Source organism: Nocardioides kribbensis, from assembly GCF_015070375.1.
Classification (GTDB): domain Bacteria; phylum Actinomycetota; class Actinomycetes; order Propionibacteriales; family Nocardioidaceae; genus Nocardioides; species Nocardioides kribbensis.
The window spans coordinates 452,046-469,441 of record NZ_JADCLL010000001.1 but is presented as its reverse complement, the minus strand read 5'-3'; the positions used below and the strand labels follow the sequence as shown (position 1 = coordinate 469,441).

The 17,396-nt window shown below is 73.9% G+C and carries 18 protein-coding genes; 10 read left to right on the top strand and 8 right to left on the bottom strand.

Going from position 1 to position 17,396, the window contains the following annotated elements; genetic code table 11:
• Positions 1–7: 7 nt before the first annotated feature.
• Positions 8–1,537: a sugar transferase gene (locus IR170_RS02275; RefSeq protein ID WP_193661048.1), complete on the bottom strand. Its 1,530-nt coding sequence runs from the start codon at positions 1,535–1,537 to the stop codon at positions 8–10.
• A gap of 140 nt (positions 1,538–1,677) precedes the next feature.
• Between IR170_RS02275 and IR170_RS02270 the strand changes: the two genes are divergently transcribed.
• The 4 genes from IR170_RS02270 (at position 1,678) to hemW (ending at position 6,563) form a co-directional block, all read left to right on the top strand.
• Complete coding sequence (locus IR170_RS02270; RefSeq protein ID WP_319804875.1) at positions 1,678–2,334, top strand: MOSC domain-containing protein; 657 nt, start codon at positions 1,678–1,680, stop codon at positions 2,332–2,334.
• A 102-nt stretch (positions 2,335–2,436) separates the two neighbouring features.
• Positions 2,437–4,257, top strand: coding sequence for an AMP-dependent synthetase/ligase (locus IR170_RS02265; RefSeq protein ID WP_193661047.1), 1,821 nt, complete (start codon positions 2,437–2,439; stop codon positions 4,255–4,257).
• 94 nt (positions 4,258–4,351) lie between these two features.
• Entirely contained in the window at positions 4,352–5,266 is a 915-nt protein-coding gene (locus IR170_RS02260) for an intradiol ring-cleavage dioxygenase (protein ID WP_193661046.1), read from the top strand.
• A gap of 58 nt (positions 5,267–5,324) precedes the next feature.
• Positions 5,325–6,563 (top strand): radical SAM family heme chaperone HemW, encoded by a 1,239-nt coding sequence (gene hemW / locus IR170_RS02255; RefSeq protein ID WP_193661045.1) that lies wholly within the window; start codon positions 5,325–5,327, stop codon positions 6,561–6,563.
• On the opposite strand, the gene IR170_RS02250 is transcribed toward hemW, so the two are convergent.
• From IR170_RS02250 to IR170_RS02230, 5 genes are all read right to left on the bottom strand, one after another.
• Entirely contained in the window at positions 6,556–6,978 is a 423-nt protein-coding gene (locus tag IR170_RS02250) for a DUF4870 domain-containing protein (RefSeq protein WP_082500244.1), read from the bottom strand. The genes hemW and IR170_RS02250 overlap by 8 nt on opposite strands.
• Before the next feature lie 24 nt (positions 6,979–7,002).
• Positions 7,003–7,848, bottom strand: coding sequence for a DUF3097 domain-containing protein (locus IR170_RS02245; protein WP_193661044.1), 846 nt, complete (start codon positions 7,846–7,848; stop codon positions 7,003–7,005).
• A gap of 48 nt (positions 7,849–7,896) precedes the next feature.
• Positions 7,897–8,094 carry a hypothetical protein gene (locus tag IR170_RS02240; RefSeq protein WP_193661043.1) on the bottom strand — a complete coding sequence of 66 codons (198 nt, stop codon included), beginning with the start codon at positions 8,092–8,094 and terminating at the stop codon, positions 7,897–7,899.
• Positions 8,095–8,171: 77 nt separating this feature from the next.
• Positions 8,172–9,032 (bottom strand): MBL fold metallo-hydrolase, encoded by an 861-nt coding sequence (locus IR170_RS02235; protein WP_193661042.1) that lies wholly within the window; start codon positions 9,030–9,032, stop codon positions 8,172–8,174.
• Positions 9,033–9,601: 569 nt separating this feature from the next.
• Positions 9,602–10,327: a hypothetical protein gene (locus tag IR170_RS02230; RefSeq protein WP_193661041.1), complete on the bottom strand. Its 726-nt coding sequence runs from the start codon at positions 10,325–10,327 to the stop codon at positions 9,602–9,604.
• Positions 10,328–10,602: 275 nt separating this feature from the next.
• Between IR170_RS02230 and hrcA the strand changes: the two genes are divergently transcribed.
• The 3 genes from hrcA to IR170_RS02215 all read left to right on the top strand — a co-directional run bounded on the left by hrcA (position 10,603) and on the right by IR170_RS02215 (position 13,714).
• Positions 10,603–11,634 carry a heat-inducible transcriptional repressor HrcA gene (gene hrcA / locus IR170_RS02225; protein ID WP_056903889.1) on the top strand — a complete coding sequence of 344 codons (1,032 nt, stop codon included), beginning with the start codon at positions 10,603–10,605 and terminating at the stop codon, positions 11,632–11,634.
• A gap of 150 nt (positions 11,635–11,784) precedes the next feature.
• Positions 11,785–12,966 (top strand): molecular chaperone DnaJ, encoded by a 1,182-nt coding sequence (gene dnaJ / locus IR170_RS02220; protein ID WP_193661040.1) that lies wholly within the window; start codon positions 11,785–11,787, stop codon positions 12,964–12,966.
• A 7-nt stretch (positions 12,967–12,973) separates the two neighbouring features.
• Positions 12,974–13,714 (top strand): 16S rRNA (uracil(1498)-N(3))-methyltransferase, encoded by a 741-nt coding sequence (locus tag IR170_RS02215; protein WP_193661039.1) that lies wholly within the window; start codon positions 12,974–12,976, stop codon positions 13,712–13,714.
• Positions 13,715–13,972: 258 nt separating this feature from the next.
• Here the strand turns inward: IR170_RS02215 and IR170_RS02210 are convergent, their stop codons facing one another.
• Complete coding sequence (locus IR170_RS02210; RefSeq protein ID WP_056864207.1) at positions 13,973–14,923, bottom strand: Gmad2 immunoglobulin-like domain-containing protein; 951 nt, start codon at positions 14,921–14,923, stop codon at positions 13,973–13,975.
• A 177-nt stretch (positions 14,924–15,100) separates the two neighbouring features.
• Here IR170_RS02210 and IR170_RS02205 point away from each other — a divergent pair, with 177 nt between their 5' ends.
• Entirely contained in the window at positions 15,101–15,439 is a 339-nt protein-coding gene (locus IR170_RS02205) for a histidine triad nucleotide-binding protein (protein ID WP_251533339.1), read from the top strand.
• 37 nt (positions 15,440–15,476) lie between these two features.
• Here IR170_RS02205 and IR170_RS02200 read toward each other — a convergent pair whose 3' ends face one another.
• Positions 15,477–15,761, bottom strand: coding sequence for a hypothetical protein (locus tag IR170_RS02200; protein WP_193661038.1), 285 nt, complete (start codon positions 15,759–15,761; stop codon positions 15,477–15,479).
• A gap of 122 nt (positions 15,762–15,883) precedes the next feature.
• Here IR170_RS02200 and IR170_RS02195 point away from each other — a divergent pair, with 122 nt between their 5' ends.
• Positions 15,884–16,939 (top strand): PhoH family protein, encoded by a 1,056-nt coding sequence (locus tag IR170_RS02195; RefSeq protein WP_193661037.1) that lies wholly within the window; start codon positions 15,884–15,886, stop codon positions 16,937–16,939.
• 5 nt (positions 16,940–16,944) lie between these two features.
• A complete protein-coding gene (gene ybeY / locus IR170_RS02190) occupies positions 16,945–17,394 on the top strand; it encodes an rRNA maturation RNase YbeY (RefSeq protein WP_193661036.1) in 450 nt (149 codons plus the stop codon).
• The last annotated feature ends 2 nt before the right edge of the window (positions 17,395–17,396 follow it).

Below are 17,396 nucleotides of genomic sequence, written 5' to 3'. Positions count from 1 at the left end.
TGCCGGGTCAGGCGCCGCGACGCACCGACTCGGGCGACCCCTCGGAGCCCCGCTGCCCGGTGGGCGGTCGCTGCGCGCCGTCGATGCGACGTACGACGGCCGGGTCGACGGTGACCTCGGCGGTCCGGTCGTCCCCCGTCCCGTGGTCGGCGGTCGTGGGGCCGACCGAGGCCGGCGTGGCCGCGGGCTGGGGTCGCACGAGCGTGCGCGCGGTGCGCACCACGATCTTGACGTCGCCCCACAGCGACCAGTTCTCGATGTAGTAGTTGTCGGCCCGCACCCGGTCGTCGATGGAGGTGTCGCCCCGCAGGTCGTTGACCTGCGCCCAGCCGGTCAGGCCCATCGGCACCCGGTGACGGTGGCCGTAGCCCCGGGTCTCGCGGGAGAACTGCTCGACGAAGTAGGGCCGCTCGGGGCGCGGGCCGACCAGGCTCATGTCACCGCGCAGGATGTTGACCAGCTGGGGCAGCTCGTCGAGACCGGTGCGGCGCAGGAAACGGCCGACCGGGCCGATGCGGTGGTCGTTGTCGATGTTCCACGCCGTGGCGCTCTCGGAGGGGTCGGCGGGCTTCATCGAGCGGAACTTCATCAGCTCGAAGGTGCGACCGCCGCGGCCCACGCGCACCTGGCGGAAGATGACGCCCGGCCCGGTCTCGAGCCGGACCGCGAGCGCGATGCCGAGCATGAGGGGGGCGAGGGCGGCCAGGGCGGCCGCCGACAGGGTGGCGTCGAAGCACCGCTTGACGAGCAGGGCGTGGGGCCGCACCCGCCAGCGACGCAGCCGCACGACGGCGACGTCGCGCACGACCTCGATGCGGCTGGGGCGGTCGAGGCCCATCATCTCGTAGAAGCGCGGCACCACGAAGACCTGGTGGTCCTGGCTCTGGCAGTAGCGCACCAGGGCCAGCGCCCGCTCGTCGGGCGCGTTGCCGAAGGCGAAGATGACGTCGTTGACGTCGAGGGCCCGCATCGCGTGGGGCAGGTCGCCGAGCGCGCCGAGCAGGGGCACGGGCAGGTCGAGGGCGGTCTCGACGTCGTCGTCGACGAACCCCACGGGGTGCAGCCCGAGGCTGCGGTCGGCGAGCAGGGCCGTCGCGAGGCGCCGGGCCACGCCGTCGGTGCCGACGATGACGACGGGGTGCGAGAGCACACCGCGCCGGCGCCCGGCCCGCACGAGCGTGTACGCCACCCCGCGCAGGGTCGCCAGCAGGCCGAGCGTCGTGGCCGCGAAGGCCGCGACCGGGCCGAGCACCGCTCCGCCGTCGCCCACGTCGAGGCCGCTGGTGGCCAGCAGCAGGAGCGTGGAGGCGAGGGCGGTCAGGCAGAGGGCCGGCAGGTCCTCCAGCACCGACAGCACGAGTCGTGAGCGCTGGAGGCTGAGGCCCCGGCTGACCACGGCGCCGCCGACGGCCGCGCACAGCACGGTGACGAGCGTGACGGAGTCGGCGACGGCGAGACTGGCGCCGGTGACGGCCAGCAGGTCGGCGGCGATGAGCAATGGTGTGACGCTGGCCAGTCCTGGCACGACGTCGTCCATGTGAAGACGCATGTAACTGATACCCCCCGGTATGACACCACCCAACCTATCCCGGCTGGCCCGGTCGAAACCAGCAGGGTGCGTGACGTGTCACACGGCGTGGCGCCGCGTGCCGGATCCCGGACTGGCACGATGGGGACGTGGCGGTGGTGCGGTCGGTCAACGTGGGTCGTCCCCGCGCGGCGCCGTGGGCGACCACGGGGCGCACCTCCATCGACAAGACCCCGGTCGTGGGTCGGGTGCGGGCCACGGCGGCGGGGCTGGTGGGCGACGAGGTGTCGAACCGCCGCCACCACGGGGGTCCTGACAAGGCCGTCTACGCCTACGCCCGCGAGGCGATCGACGACTGGGCCGCGGAGCTGGGCCACGACCTGCCCGACGGGCAGCTGGGGGAGAACCTCACGCTGAGCGGGCTCGACGTCGACGCCTGCGAGATCGGCGAGCGCTGGGAGGTGGGGGAGGTCGTGCTGGAGGTGCGCTCGCCCCGCACCCCGTGCCGCACCCTGAGCGGCTGGATGGACCACTGCGGGCTGCCCGCCGAGGCCTGGCTGCGGCGCTTCACCGAGCGGGGCCGCCCCGGCGCGTACCTCAGGGTGCTGGGGGAGGGGACGCTGGCCGCCGGTGACGAGGTGCGGGTGCGCCACCGGCCCGGGCACGGCGTGACCGTCGCGCTGATGTTCCGGGCCGTGCACCTCGACCGGACGCTGCTGCCCCGACTGCTGGAGGTGCCCGACCTGGTGCCGGAGGCGCGGCTCGCCGCCGAGCGCTGGGCCGCCGGGGGCGCGCTTCCCGGGTAAAGCCTGACCCGACACGGACCGCCTGGGGGGATCCGGTTACTGACGGGTCACGACGTGACGTAGGTTACGGACACTGTCGTCGTCCACCGCAGGAGAGCGTCAATGCCCGCCACCATCGACCCCGGCTTCGTCGATCACCTCACACCCAACGTCGCCCTGCTGTTCCTCGACCGGGTGGCCACCTCGCCCGACAGCGAGGCCTACCGGTTCCCGGTCGGCGAGGCCTGGGAGTCGGTGACCTGGCGCCAGACCGGCGAGCTGGTCTCCCGGCTCGCCGCCGGCCTGCTCTCGCTGGGCATCGAGCCCGAGCAGCGCGTCGGCATCGCCTCGAGCACGCGCTACGAGTGGGTCCTGGCCGACCTCGCGATCATGCTCGCGGCCGGTGCGACCACGACGGTCTACCCCACGACCAACAGCGAGGACACGGCGTACATCCTCAGCGACGCCGAGTGCCGCGTCGTCTTCGCCGAGGACGACGAGCAGCTGGCCAAGATCGCCGAGCACCGCGGCGAGCTCCCGGCCCTCGGCACGGTCGTGACCTTCGACGGTGCCGCCGACGGCGAGGGCGTGCTCAGCCTCGACCAGCTCGCCGCGCGCGGCGACGCCTACCTCGCCGAGCACCCCGACGTCATCCGTCGCACCGCCGAGGCGATCCCGGCCGACCAGCTGGCCACGCTGATCTACACCTCGGGCACGACCGGGCGCCCCAAGGGCGTGCGCCTGCTGCACCGCGGCTGGGTCTACCAGGGTGCGCTCATCAAGGAGCAGGGGATCCTCGACGAGACCGACCTGCAGTTCCTGTGGCTGCCGATGGCCCACTCCTTCGGCAAGGTGCTGCTCTCGGCCCAGCTCGCCTGCGGGTTCGCCACCGCCATCGACGGTCGCGTCGACCGCATCGTCGACAACCTCGGCGTCGTCAAGCCGACCTTCATGGGTGCGGCCCCCCGCATCTTCGAGAAGGCCCACGCCCGCATCGTCACCATGCAGGCCGCGGAGGGTGGCGCGAAGGAGAAGATCTTCACCAAGGCCTTCGAGGTCGGCACGACCGTCGACCGCCTCAAGCGCGAGGGCAAGTCTGTCCCGCTGGCGCTGCGGGTGCAGCACGGCCTCTTCGACAAGCTGGTCTACAGCAAGGTCCGGGAGCGCTTCGGCGGCCGCGTGAAGTTCTTCATCTCCGGCTCCGCCGCCCTCAACTCCGAGATCGCCGACTTCTTCCACGCCGCCGGCATCCTCATCCTCGAGGGCTACGGCCTGACGGAGAACTCGGCGGGCGCGGCGGTCAACCACCCCGACGACTACCGCATCGGCAGCGTCGGCAAGGCCATGCCCGGCAGCGAGATCCGCATCGGGGAGGGCGACGAGATCCAGATCCGCGGCCCCCACATCATGGCTGGCTACCACAACCTGCCCGAGGAGACCGCCAAGGCGTTCACCGAGGACGGCTGGCTGCGCACGGGCGACAAGGGCAGCCTCGACGCCGAGGGCTTCCTGACCATCACCGGGCGGATCAAGGACCTCTTCAAGACCTCGGGCGGCAAGTACATCGCCCCCTCGGCGATCGAGGCCAAGTTCAAGGCCCTGTGCCCCTACGCCAGCCAGTTCCTGGTCTTCGGCAACGAGCGCAACTTCGTGGTCGCCCTCATCACCCTCGACCCCGACGCGATGGCGACGTGGGCCGAGGAGAACGGGATGTCGGGCGCCTCCTACACCGACATCGTGCGCTCGGAGAAGGTCCGCGCGATGGTCGGGGGCTACGTCGACCAGCTCAACGAGCGGCTCAACCGCTGGGAGACCATCAAGAAGTGGGACCTGCTCGACCACGACCTGACCATCGAGTCCGGCGAGCTGACCCCCTCGATGAAGGTCAAGCGCAACGTGGTGGAGAGCAACAACTCCGAGAGGATCGCCTCCTTCTACTCCTGAGCGCAGGCTCCCCACAGGGGGCGCACAGGCAGGACGACTCGAATGGGTGCCGGCGGGAGACCGCCGGCACCCGTTCCGTCTTCCGAGGAGAGCCATGACCCCGCACCAGCGCCACGACCACCACCATGACCACCAGGGCGACCTCGAGGACCACGACCTGGGCCTGAGCCACGACCTGCCCCGGATCGTGGAGCGCAACCGTCTCGGGCGGCGCCGCTTCCTCGCCGCGGTGGGTGGCGTGGGCGCGGCCACGGCGCTCGCGGCGTGCTCCGCCGACGCCGACTCGACGAGCAGCGCCGGGAGCAGCACCGCGGGCGGCACCCCGCCGGAGGGCGGGCCCGGCGGCGCGGCGCCCGCCGGGTCCGAGGTGGAGGTCGCCGGGGGCGAGATCCCCGAGGAGACCGCCGGTCCCTACCCCGGCGACGGGTCCAACGGCGTCAACGTGCTGACGGAGTCGGGGGTCGTGCGCTCCGACATCACCCGCAGCTTCGGCTCCGCCTCGGGCGTGGCCGAGGGGGTGCCCACGACGCTGCGCCTCAAGGTCTACGACCTCACCGGCGACGAGGCCGAGGTGCTGTCGGGGGCGGCGGTCTACGTGTGGCACTGCGACCGCGACGGGGAGTACTCGATGTACTCGGAGTCCATCGCGGAGGAGAACTACCTGCGCGGGGTCCAGGAGACCGACGAGAAGGGCTGGGTGGAGTTCACCACCATCTTCCCCGCCGCCTACTCGGGTCGCTGGCCCCACGTGCACTTCGAGGTCTACCCCAGCCTCGAGGACGCCACGAGCGCCTCCAACAAGCTGCGCACCAGCCAGCTGGCCATCCCCCAGGACGTCGCCGACGCCGTCTACGCCGAGGCCGAGGGCTACGAGCAGAGCGTCACGAACATGGCCCAGACCAGCCTCGACAGCGACAACGTCTTCTCCGACGGCTACTCGCTGCAGCTGGCGAAGGCGACCGGGTCGGTGGCCGAGGGCTACACCCTGACCCTCAACGTCCCCATCTGAGCCCTCCGGGTCCGAGCCGCCGCCGAGCCGCCCGGGCCCCGGGTGGGAGGATGGCCAGATGCCCTCCGCCCTGCCCGACGGCGATCCCGTCCCCGCCGACGGGTCCCTGCCCGAGGCCGCCCTGGCCGGTCTGGGCCGTCGCCCGTTCGGCCTCTACGTCCACGTGCCCTTCTGCGCCGTGCGCTGCGGCTACTGCGACTTCAACACCTACACCGCCGAGGAGCTCGGCCCCGCCGGGGGCGCCCCGGGGGCCTCGCGCTCGACGTACGCCGCCGCGGCGGTGGCCGAGGTCCGGCAGGCGCGACGGGTCCTCGGCGAGGTCGACCTGCCCGTGTCGACGGTCTTCTTCGGCGGCGGCACCCCCACGCTGCTCGACCCCGACGACCTCGGGGCGGTGGTGCAGGCGGTCGCCGAGGAGTTCGGGCTGGCCCCCGACGCCGAGATCACCACCGAGTCCAACCCCGACAGCGTCGACGCCGCCGACCTGGCTCGGCTGCGCGAGCTGGGTCTCAACCGCGTCTCCTTCGGCATGCAGTCGCAGGTGGGCCACGTGCTGCGGGTGCTCGACCGCACCCACGACCCCCGCCGCGTGCCGGCGGCGGTCGCGTGGGCCCGCGAGGCCGGCTTCGAGCAGGTCAGCCTCGACCTGATCTACGGCACCCCCGGGGAGAGCCTGGAGGACTGGGCCACCTCGGTCGACGCGGCCCTGGCCTGCGAGCCCGACCACGTCTCGGCGTACTCGCTCATCGTCGAGGACGGCACCGCCCTGGCCCGCCGGGTGCGCCGCGGCGAGCTGCCGATGCCCGACGAGGACGACCTGGCCGACAAGTACGCCCTCGTCGACGAGCGGCTGGTCGCGGCCGGGCTGGGGTGGTACGAGGTGTCGAACTGGGCCCGGGGCATGCCGGCCAGCGGAGCCCACCGCTGCCGCCACAACGAGCTCTACTGGACCGGGGCCGACTGGTGGGGCGTCGGTCCCGGCGCCCACTCCCACGTGGGGGGCGTGCGGTGGTGGAACGTCAAGCACCCCGTCGCCTACGCCGAGCGGATCGGCGCCGGGCTGAGTCCGGCTCACGCGCGCGAGGTGCTCTCACCGGAGGACCGTCGCGTCGAGCGGGTGCTGCTGGAGCTGCGGCTGCGCGAGGGCCTCCCGCTCGACGTGCTCGACGACGCCGGCGCCGCCGCCCTGCCGGGGCTGCGCTCGCGGGGCCTCGTGCGGCTCGAGGGCGACCGGGTCGTGCTCGAGGACGCGGCGCGCCTCGTCGCCGACGGCGTGGTGCGCGACCTGCTCAGCTGACCATGCGGATGGTCAGCGGGTAGCGGTAGAGCTCGCCGCGCGCCGAGCGCACCGAGCCGATGACGGTGAACACCAGCCAGACCAGCCCCACCACCGGCAGCAGCAGGAAGCCCACCAGCGCCAGGGCGAGCACGAGCGACACGACGCCGTAGATGAGGATGGAGAGCTGGAAGTTGAGGCTCTCGACCGACTGCTGTCGCACGTAGGGCGAGGTGCCGCCCTTGAGGAGCAGCACGAGCAGCGGGCCGAGGAACGACAGGGCCACGAAGGCCGCGACGAGGGCCGACCAGTGCGCCGCACCGCCCCAGGTGCGCTCGTCGGGGGTCAGGCCGTCGGGCCCCGGGGTCTGACCGTAGGGCGTCTGACCGTAGGGCTGCTGGCCGTAGGGCGGTTGGCCGAAGGGCGGCTGGGACATGGGGCCTCCTGGTGCCGGTCGCGGTCAGTCGACCGTGACGAAGTCGATCAGCTCCTCGACCCTACCGAGCAGGGCCGGCTCCAGGTCGTCGTAGGAGGCCACCTTGCCCAGGATGTGCTTCCAGGCGCGCGCGATGTCGGCCTGGTCGCGGTGCGGCCAGCCGAGGTGCTGGCACACGCCCTTCTTCCACTCCACCGAGCGCGGGATCGTCGGCCAGGCCGCCAGCCCCAGGCGGTCGGGCTTCACCGCCTGCCAGACGTCGATGAACGGGTGGCCGACGATCAGGACGTGCTTGCCCACCGCCGAGCGCGCGATGCCCTGGGCGATGCGGCTCTCCTTCGACCCCGGCACGAGGTGGTCGACCAGCACGCCCACGCGCCGCTGCGGCCCGGGCCTGAAGTCGACCAGGTGGTCGGCGAGGTCGTCGACGCCGCCGAGGAACTCCACGACGACCCCCTCGATGCGCAGGTCGTCGCCCCAGACCTTCTCCACCAGCTCCGCGTCGTGGCGGCCCTCGACGAAGATCCTGCTCTGCCGCGCGACACGCGCCTTCGCCCCCGGCACGGCGACCGAGCCCGACGCGGTGCGCGTCGGGGCGGCGGGGGCACCCTTGCGGGCCGGGGCCACGAGGATGACGGGGCGCCCCTCCAGCAGGAAGCCGGGGCCCAGGGGGAAGGTGCGCCGCCTGCTGCGGCGGTCCTCCAGCGTCAGCGTGTGCAGGTCCCGGTCGACGGCGACGATCTCGCCGACCCAGTCGGTGGTGACCTCCTCGACCACTGCTCCGAGCTCGGCGGGCGCCTCGACCGCGCGGCCCCGCTTCGGGGCGCGCCAGTCGCCGGAGAGCACGTCGCCGCCGTACCGATCACTCATCGCAGCAGGCTAGGACGCCCGTCGCCGCGCGTCGGCCCGGCGCGCCGGTCAGTGCTGGGTGTCGGGTTCCTCACCGTCGTCGTCGCCGTCGGACTCCGCGGCCGGCTTGCCGTCGTGGAGGAGGTCGCCGGCGTCCTCGCCGGCGGGCAGGCCCTCCGCGAGGGGGTTGTCGTCGCCGGGCACGAGGTCCTCGGGCAGCTGGTCGTCGGAGATGCCGGTCGTGGGCTCGTCGGGGGTCTCGCTCATGGGGCGACGCTAGTGCGCGGGCGGGCGGGCGGTCGACCGCCCGGCGGGGTGGTGACGGGTTGGGACCGGGGAGCGGGTCAGACGAGGGGGAGCCGGCGCGGGGTGCGCGGCAGCTGGGAGTAGCCGCGGGCGACCGCGTCGGCGAGGGTCGCGGCGGGGTAGGGCCACGACCCCGTGGCCAGGGCCTCGGCCTCGGGCACGCCGCGGGCCACCAGGTCGCGGATCTCGGTGGCCACCAGCCCGATCTCGTTGCGCTGGACCTCGACGAAGTCGCGGTCGACCGGCGACCCGTGGCCGGGCACGACCACCGAGCGAGCGGTGGTCAGCGACAGCACGACGTCGAGGCTCCAGGGCCACTCGAGCGGGAACGAGTCGGCGCCGTACGCCGGCACCGCGCCGTCCCCGGCACCGGCGGGCGGCGCCTCCTCGACGAGGTCGCCGGCCAGCAGCACGTCGGCGTCGGGCACCCGCACCACGAGGTCGCCCGCGGTGTGACCGCGCCCGGGGTGGACCAGCTCGAGGGCGCGGTCGCCCAGGTCCAGCACCGCGGCGGAGGAGAACACGTGGTCGGGCACGACCACCTCGGTCGCGTGGACCTCCTCGGCGTGCTCGCCGCGGTAGTCGCCCGTGCCGCGCCGGGCGGCCTCGGTGAGCAGTGCGGCGGCCGTCTCGTGGGCGTGCACGGGCAGGGGGCCCCAGGCCTCGAGGAACGCCCCGGTGCCGAAGGCGTGGTCGTAGTGGTCGTGGGTGGTCACGACGGCCACCACCTCGCCCCGGCCGAGCGCACGGACGTCGTCGACCAGCGCGCGGCCCGAGGCCAGCGACCCGTGCGTGTCGACCACCACCAGGCCGCGCTCACCGCGCACCACCGTGACGTTGACGTCGCACCACGCGCGCCGTGAGACCCAGACGCGGTCGGCGATCTCCTCGAAGCCCATCGGCTCAACCTAGCCGGGCGCGGGGCGCGGGGCGCGGGGCGCGGGGTGCGGGGCGCGGAGCGCGCTGCGCAATTGCGCTGGTTGAGAAGGCTGGGGCCGTCGGGGTGGTCTCCGATCACGCAGACCGGCGAGCCCCGAGGCGTGCGCGCTGCGCAATGGCGCTGGTTGAGCAGGGTGTGGCCGTCGGGGTGGTCGCGGATGACGCAAACCGGTGGGCGTCGAGGGGTGCGCGCTGCGCAATTGCGCTGGTTGAGCAGGCTGGGGCCGTCGGGGTGGTGTCGGATCGCGCAAACCGGTGGGCGTGGAGGCGTGAGCGCTGCGCAATTGCGCTGGTTGAGCAGGCTGGGGCTGCCGGGGTGGTCGCGGATCACGCAAACCGGTGAGCCCTGCGCCCTGCCCCCTCCGCAATTGCGCTGGTTGAGCAGGGTGGGGCCGTCGGGGTGGTCGCGGATCACGCAGACCGGTGGGCCCCGAGGCGTGGCCGCCACGCAATGGCGCTGGTTCGGCGGCTCAGGACCCCGGCTGTCCGCTCCGACCGGGCGATCCCGACCGCGCGAGGGTCGGCGGGGTCAGCAGATGCCGGCGCCGAGCTCGCGCCGCAGCATCGCGGCCAGCTCCACGGGCGAGCGCGCGGCGCGGGGGAAGACCAGGCGGGTGACGTGGGCGCCGGCGTCGTCGATCCAGCGCACGTCGACCCCGCCGGCGGTGAGGTCGGCCAGCTCGGCGGCGATGAGGCGCTCGACGGGCACCCCGGCGGCGAGGGCGACCGAGGCGCGCAGCTCCTCGGGGTGGCAGCGGCCCGCGTGCTCCACGCAGCGCTGCAGGTAGCCGCGGTTGAGCGCGTGGGCGGGTGCGGCGTACTCCTCGACCGGCACGGCCAGCGAGGTGCCGGCGCCGTCGGGGCCGGTGAGCTGGAGGGCCACCTGCTCGGGCACCAGGCGCACGACCTGCCGCTCGTCCTCGCAGCAGGGGCAGGCCTCGAGGCCGGCCAGGGCGAGGCGGCCCGAGACCGTCACCGAGGGCGGGCGCGCGCCGGCGGGGCCGGCGAGGGCGCTGTCGACGGTGAGCACGGCCCCGGCGCCACGGGCGGCGGCCAGGGCGAGGTCGCCGTCGGGGGAGCAGGTGAAGGTCGGCACGCCGTCGCGCTCGGCCATGCCCAGGGTGTCGTCGCGCAGCACGTCGGGGGCGCCCTCGACGACCAGACCGGCGTCGGTGGCGCACGACAGCACCGCGCGCGCCTCGGCCGCGACCAGGAAGGGGTCGTGGAGGGGACGGGTCGAGCTCTCGGCGGTCATGCTGCCTCCGATCGGCGGGCGGTCCTGGGGCGGACGCCGTGACGGGTGGTCGTAGTTAGGTGAGCCTAACCTACCCGCGTCCTCCGGGGGAGGGGCTCTCCGAGTCGGGTCCGCCACACGCGCCGGAGCACGGACGCCCGGCGGCCCGACGCGGGCCACGCCCGGGCTGCCGTGAGGGGCCCGACCTTGTAGAGTTGGCACTCCACGGAATCGAGTGCCAATCGAGCGCGGCCGGGTGCCAGGGGCCCCGGACCGGGCCGGCGGGAGGAGGCGGGATGCAGGAGGACCGCAGGCTCGCCGTGCTGCGAGCCATCGTGGAGGACTACGTCGCCACCGACGAGCCCGTCGGCTCCAAGGCGCTCGTCGAGCGGCACGGGCTGGGCGTCTCCTCGGCCACCGTGCGCAACGACATGGCCGTGCTGGAGGACGAGGGCTACATCACGCAGCCCCACACCAGCGCCGGCCGCGTGCCGACCGACAAGGGCTACCGGCTCTTCGTCGACCGGCTCACGACGGTCAAGCCCATGAGCACCGCCGAGCGGCGGGCCATCTCCACCTTCCTCGACGGCGCCGTCGACCTCGACGACGTCGTGCAGCGCAGCGTGCGGCTGCTCTCCCAGCTGACCCGTCAGGTGGCCGTGGTGCAGTACCCCACGCTGTCGCGCTCCACCGTGCGCCACGTCGAGCTGGTCTCGCTGGGCGCCCACCGGCTGCTCGTCGTGCTGATCCTCAGCACTGGGCGCGTCGAGCAGCGCGTGGTCGAGCTCGAGGGGGAGCTCGCCGACGAGGAGCTGGCCGAGCTGCGCTCGCTGGTGCTGCGCACCGTCACCGGCGCCACCATCGCCGAGGCCCTCGTGGCCCTGCGCGCCTTGGGCGAGGCCGGCGAGCCCGACGGCCGGGGCCCGAGCGCAGCCACCGTGCAGGTGGTCGAGGTGCTCGTGGACTCGATGAGCGACCACCGCAACGACGCCCGCGTCGCCGTCGGCGGCGCAGCGAACCTCGCGAGGTACGGCGACAGCTTCGACTCGGCCGTGCGCCCGCTGCTCGAGGCCCTCGAGGAGCACGTCGTGCTGCTCAAGCTGCTGGGGGAGTCGGGCACCGGCGGCCTCGTCACGGTGCGCATCGGCGCCGAGGGCCCCTACGAGGAGCTGTCCTCGACCAGCGTCGTCTCCACCGGCTACGGCCCCCGCGAGGAGTCGCTGGCCACGCTCGGCATCGTGGGTCCCACCCGCATGGACTACCCGGGCACGATGGCCGCGGTGCGCGCGGTCGCCCGCTACGTCTCCCGCATCCTCGACGAGGCCTGAGCACGCCCTCACCGGCCCGGCCCGCGGGCCCGCCCCGCACCCGGGCGCCCCCGAGCGCCCGCGCCCCACCAGACCAGCACGCCAGACCAGCACGCCAGAGCACGACGCACGACCAGCACGCACCACCCGGACGACGACGAAGGACCATCAGTGAGCCAGGACCTGTACGACCTCCTCGGGGTCGCCCGCGACGCGGACGGCGACGCGATCAAGAAGGCCTACCGCCGACTGGCGCGCCAGCTGCACCCCGACGTCAACCCCGACCCCGAGTCGCAGGAGAAGTTCAAGCAGGTCTCGATGGCCTACGAGGTGCTCTCCGACCCGCAGAAGCGCTCCTCCTACGACCGCGGCGCAGACCCCTTCGGTGGGGGCGGGCAGGCCGGCTTCGGGCAGGGTGCCGGGTTTTCCTTCACCGACATCATGGACGCGTTCTTCGGAGGCGGCGGTCAGGGCGGTGGCCAGGGCCGTGGTCCGCGCCCGCGCGTTCGTCGGGGGCAGGACGCGCTGATCCGCCTCGAGGTCGACCTCGCCGACGCCGCCTTCGGCGTCACCCGCGAGATCAAGGTCGACACCGCGGTGCTGTGCTCGACCTGCCACGGCGACGGCGCCGCACCGGGCAGCCAGCCGGTGCCGTGCGAGACCTGCCGGGGCCAGGGCGAGGTCGCCCAGGTGCAGCGGTCGTTCCTCGGCGAGATCCGCACGCTGCGCCCCTGCGCGGCCTGCCGCGGCTTCGGCACGATCATCCCCGACCCGTGCCGGGAGTGCTCCGGCGACGGCCGGGTGCGCTCGCGTCGCTCGCTGACGGTCAAGATCCCTGCGGGCGTCGACACCGGCACCCGCGTGCAGCTGACCGAGCAGGGCGAGGTCGGGCCGGGCGGCGGCCCCGCCGGTGACCTCTACGTCGAGATCCACGTGGCCGAGCACCCGACGTTCCGCCGCCACGGCAACGACCTCCAGTGCACCGTCACGGTGCCGATGACGGCGGCCGCGCTCGGCACCACGATCACGCTGCCGACCCTGGAGGCCGACGTCGTGGCCGACCCTGACGAGCCCACCGAGCTGGAGACCAGCTTCGAGATCGAGGTCCGCCCCGGCACCCAGTCGGGCACCGAGCAGGTGCTGCGCGGCCGCGGCGTGCCAGGACTGCGGGGCGGCCGGGGCGACCTCGTCGTCACCATCGCCGTCGAGACCCCCGGTCGCCTCGACGCGCGGCAGGAGGAGCTGCTGCGCGAGCTCGCCGCGCTGCGGGGCGAGGAGGCCCCCACGGGGTCGGTGCGCCCCGGCACCAAGTCGGTCTTCGGCCGCCTGCGCGACGCCTTCAACCCGCACTGAGCCGGTCGTGACGCTGCCGGTGCACCTCGTCGAGACCCTCGCCCACGCCCGGGTGGGGGCGCCCGTCGCGCTCGAGGGCGACGAGGCCCACCACGCCGTCGCCGTACGCCGGATGCGTGTCGGTGAGCGTCTGGTGCTGACCGACGGCCGCGGACGCAGTGTCGTGGCCGCCGTGACGGCCACGGCCAAGCGGTCGCTGGAGGCCGTCGTGGAGGAGGTGGCCGACCACCCCGAGCCCGCGCCGTCGGTCACGGTGGTGCAGGCCCTGCCCAAGGGCGACCGGGGCGAGCTGGCCGTGGAGGTGCTGACCGAGGTCGGCGTCGCGGAGGTGGTGCCCTGGGCCGCGGCGCGGTCGGTCGCGGTGTGGAAGGGCGAGCGGGCCGAGCGGTCGCTGGCGCGCTGGCGGGCCACGGCCCGGGAGGCCGCCAAGCAGGCGCGCCGCCCCTGGCACCCGCAGGTCGCCCCGCTCGCGCGCACCGAGGACGTCTGCGCCCTGGTCGCGGCCGCCGACCTGGCCGTCGTGCTGCACGAGGAGGCCACCGAGGCGCTCTCGGCGCTGAGCGTGCCGGCCGCCGGGCGCCTCGTCGTGGTCGTCGGCCCCGAGGGCGGCCTGACCGAGGAGGAGGTCGCGGCCCTCGTCGCGGCCGGCGCCCGCTCGGTGCGCCTGGGCGCCGAGGTGCTGCGCACGTCGACCGCGGGGCTCGCCGCGGTCGCGGCACTGCTGGCGGCCACGCCTCGCTGGGGCTGAGCCCCACCACCTCGCGGGGCCGACGTCAAGTTGGGTACTCGCGCTGTCGGCGGGGTACCGTCCCCGTCGTCTCCGCCGCCCTGGGCGGACTTCCCCCGGTTCTGTCCCGGCGCGGGCTCCGGAGACGGCTCGACCCCGGCCTCGATGTGTGAGGCCGGGGTCGAGCGCCGCAGACGGTCCGGACCCGGAAAAGGCCCCCACGCCACGAGGCCGGAGCGTCTGCCCTGGTGCTTCGGAGTCGTGCTGCCGGTGGATTGGTCAGCCGACGGTGAAGTCCTTGGAGTCCTCGGTGGGGCCGGGGCCCTCGCCGCCGGCGTCGTCGGTCGACGCGACGAAGGTGTAGTCGCCGGGCTCCAGCGAGGACAGGTCGACCTCGGTCGTCCACGGGAAGAGCCGGCCCATGAAGCCGTCGGCGGTGGCGAACCCGTCGAGCACGACCTCGCCGGAGGCGTCGCGCACCTCCCACGGCACGGTCGCCTCGAAGGAGCTGGCCAGGCCCGAGGCCGTGACCGTGCCCGACAGGGTCGCGCCCTGCTCGGGCGCCGTGACGTTGACCAGGCCCAGCACCGAGAGCTGCGGGGCCTGCTTGACGCCCGCGGAGGTGTCGACCCCGAAGAGCGTGGAGGGCTCGCCGTCGAGCTCCGCGCGCAGCGGCGCCCGCTCCTGCTGCACCCCCTGCAGCGTGTAGACCACCTGCTGCACCGCGAGGCGGGCCTCGCGCGCCGACAGGCCGCCGCGCTCGGCCCACGAGGCGTCGGGCAGGGAGACCACGAAGGCGTCGCCGTCGTAGGAGACGGAGGAGAAGGTGCCGGCGGGCACGAGCGAGCGGTAGTCGGGGTCGGTGGCCTCGCCGGTGGTGACGAGGTCGGCGGCGGCCTGGAGCGGGTCGCCGGAGACCTGGTGGAACTCGCGGAACAGCCGCGGGCCCTGCGGGGCGTCGGCCACGAAGTAGGTCGGCACCGTCTCCGAGCCGGGGTCCTGGCTCGGCTCCTCGGAGGCGCTGGCGGTCGGGGCGCTGGCGCTGGGGGAGGTGGTGGGCTCCTCGCTGCCGCTGGGCGACTCCGAGGGGGTCGTGGAGGCGGTGGCGCTGTCGGAGGCCGTCGGGTCGCCGGCGGTGTCGTCGTCGGCGCCGCAGCCCGCGAGCACGCAGGCACCGAGGGCGAGGGTGCCACCGACGGTGGCGAGACGGGTCCAGGGGGAAGCGGTCATGGGTCCATCCTCGGGGTGGGAGCCGGTCCAGCGCTGGAGGCGGGGGGCTCGCGTGTCGGGTCGGTGCTGGTGCGGGGTCGGCGCAGGTGAGACGCTCGGGGCGCCCCCGGGGTTGCGCCGGAGGCACGACCGAGCGGTCCCGCCGGGGCCCGACGTACCCCACCGATGGAGGGCCCCGTGGCCGACTGCCTGTTCTGCAAGATCGTGGCGGGGGAGGTGCCGGCCGAGGTGGTGCACGTCACGGAGCGCACGGTGGCCTTCCGCGACCTCAACCCCCAGGCGCCGACCCACGTGCTCGTCGTGCCGCGCGAGCACCACGCCAACGCCGCCGAGCTGGCCGCGGGCGACCCGCAGGCCTCGGCCGAGCTGGTGACGACCGCGGCCGCGGTGGCCACGGCCGAGGGCCACGACGACTACCGCCTGGTCTTCAACACCGGCGCCGACGCGGGTCAGACGGTCTTCCACACCCACCTGCACCTGCTCGCGGGTCGCTCGATGACCTGGCCGCCCGGCTGAGCCGGTCGGCGGGGCGGACCCGGGCCGGCGCGCCCGGTCAGCCGGGCAGGACGGCGAGCACGAGGCGCAGCACGTAGAAGAAGACCGGCAGGCCGAAGACCACGAGCATCACCCAGGCGGTGATCTTGTGCAGCGGCTTGCTGGGGTCGAGCGAGCCCGCGAAGTCGAGCAGCGCCCCCTCCTGCGTGTGGTGGGTCAGCCCCATGCCCCGGGCGTGGCCGGGGAGGTGCTGCCCGGGGAACCAGTACGGCTCGGTGTCGTCGTCGTGGTCGTCGGGGTCCTCGTCGGGCCACTGCTCGACGTGCGCGTCCGGACCGGCCATGCGCCCACCGTACGCCGCGCCCGCGGCTCCCAGCGAGGAACCCGCTGGGCTGGTCGGGCGGCGCGCCGTACGATGGAACGGCCGCACCGCCGACCACGAGAGGCGCCCCGACCGGGGCATCCATGACCGAGAGCACCCCCCGCGACCTCGACGCCCCGCAGAGCCCGTCCGTCGCCCACCAGACCCGGCACACCGTGGTCGTCCCGAACAGCATCAACATGGTCAGCCTCCTGGGGGCCGGCGACGAGCACCTCGCCCTCATCGAGCGGGCCTTCGACGCCGAGATCCACGTGCGGGGCAACCGGATCACCTTCCTCGGCGAGCCCGGCGAGGTCGCGCTGGCCGAGCGGCTGCTCGACGAGCTGGTGACGATCATCCGCACCGGCCAGGGCGTCACCGGCGAGACCGTCGAGCGCGTGCTCGGCATGCTGCGCGCCGAGACCACCGAGCGCCCCGCCGACGTGCTGAGCATGAACATCCTCAGCAACCGCGGTCGCTCGATCCGGCCCAAGACGCTGAACCAGAAGCGCTACGTCGACTCCATCGACAAGCACACCATCACCTTCGGCATCGGCCCGGCCGGCACGGGCAAGACCTACCTCGCCATGGCCAAGGCCGTGCAGGCGCTGCAGTCGAAGGAGGTCACCCGGATCATCCTGACCCGTCCGGCCGTCGAGGCCGGCGAGCACCTGGGCTACCTGCCGGGCACGCTGAGCGAGAAGATCGACCCCTACCTGCGCCCGCTCTACGACGCGCTGCACGACATGATGGACCCCGAGTCGATCCCCAAGCTGCTCGCGGCCGGCACCATCGAGGTGGCGCCGCTGGCCTACATGCGCGGTCGCACCCTCAACTCCTCCTTCATCATCCTCGACGAGGCGCAGAACACGACGCCGGAGCAGATGAAGATGTTCCTGACCCGGCTGGGCTTCGGCTCGAAGATCGTGGTCACCGGCGACATCACCCAGACCGACCTGCCGGGTGGCACGAAGTCGGGGCTGCGGATCATCGAGGGCATCCTCGACGGCGTCGAGGACATCTCCTTCAACCGCCTCACCAGCAGCGACGTCGTGCGCCACAAGCTGGTCGGCAAGATCGTCGCGGCCTACGACGAGTTCGACGCCCGCACCGAGAGCGCACGCTCCGAGCGGTCCCGCGCGGGCCACCCCGGGCGGTGAGCGAGATGAGCATCGAGGTCCTCGACGAGTCCGGCCGGGGCCTCGACGTGGCGCACCTGGCCGCGCTGAGCCGCTACGTCATGGACGCCATGCGGGTGCACCCCCTCGCCGAGCTGTGCATCAAGGCGGTCGACGAGGACACCATCGCCCAGCTCAACGAGCAGTGGATGGAGAAGGAGGGCCCCACCGACGTGCTGGCCTTCCCGATGGACGAGCTGCGTCCGGGGCTGGTCGACGAGGAGCCCGAGGAGGGCGTGCTCGGCGACCTGGTGCTGTGCCCGGTGGTCGCGGAGCGGCAGGGCGAGACGGCCGGGCACGGCACGCTGGCCGAGCTGGAGCTGCTGACGACCCACGGCATCCTGCACCTGCTCGGCTACGACCACGCCGAGCCCGAGGAGCACCGGGAGATGTTCGGTCTCCAGGACCAGCTCCTCGCCGGCTGGCGCTCGCGGTGACA

What these genes read in the sequence shown, in the direction of transcription:
- IR170_RS02275 (WP_193661048.1), bottom strand. Translation starts at nt 1,537, where the DNA reads ATGGACGACGTCGTGCCAGGACTGGCCAGCGTCACACCATTGCTCATC.
- IR170_RS02265 (WP_193661047.1), top strand. Translation starts at nt 2,437, where the DNA reads ATGCCCGCCACCATCGACCCCGGCTTCGTCGATCACCTCACACCCAAC.
- IR170_RS02260 (WP_193661046.1), top strand. Translation starts at nt 4,352, where the DNA reads ATGACCCCGCACCAGCGCCACGACCACCACCATGACCACCAGGGCGAC.
- hemW (WP_193661045.1), top strand. Translation starts at nt 5,325, where the DNA reads ATGCCCTCCGCCCTGCCCGACGGCGATCCCGTCCCCGCCGACGGGTCC.
- IR170_RS02250 (WP_082500244.1), bottom strand. Translation starts at nt 6,978, where the DNA reads ATGTCCCAGCCGCCCTTCGGCCAACCGCCCTACGGCCAGCAGCCCTAC.
- IR170_RS02245 (WP_193661044.1), bottom strand. Translation starts at nt 7,848, where the DNA reads ATGAGTGATCGGTACGGCGGCGACGTGCTCTCCGGCGACTGGCGCGCC.
- IR170_RS02240 (WP_193661043.1), bottom strand. Translation starts at nt 8,094, where the DNA reads ATGAGCGAGACCCCCGACGAGCCCACGACCGGCATCTCCGACGACCAG.
- IR170_RS02235 (WP_193661042.1), bottom strand. Translation starts at nt 9,032, where the DNA reads ATGGGCTTCGAGGAGATCGCCGACCGCGTCTGGGTCTCACGGCGCGCG.
- IR170_RS02230 (WP_193661041.1), bottom strand. Translation starts at nt 10,327, where the DNA reads ATGACCGCCGAGAGCTCGACCCGTCCCCTCCACGACCCCTTCCTGGTC.
- hrcA (WP_056903889.1), top strand. Translation starts at nt 10,603, where the DNA reads ATGCAGGAGGACCGCAGGCTCGCCGTGCTGCGAGCCATCGTGGAGGAC.
- IR170_RS02210 (WP_056864207.1), bottom strand. Translation starts at nt 14,923, where the DNA reads ATGACCGCTTCCCCCTGGACCCGTCTCGCCACCGTCGGTGGCACCCTC.
- IR170_RS02200 (WP_193661038.1), bottom strand. Translation starts at nt 15,761, where the DNA reads ATGGCCGGTCCGGACGCGCACGTCGAGCAGTGGCCCGACGAGGACCCC.
- IR170_RS02195 (WP_193661037.1), top strand. Translation starts at nt 15,884, where the DNA reads ATGACCGAGAGCACCCCCCGCGACCTCGACGCCCCGCAGAGCCCGTCC.
- ybeY (WP_193661036.1), top strand. Translation starts at nt 16,945, where the DNA reads ATGAGCATCGAGGTCCTCGACGAGTCCGGCCGGGGCCTCGACGTGGCG.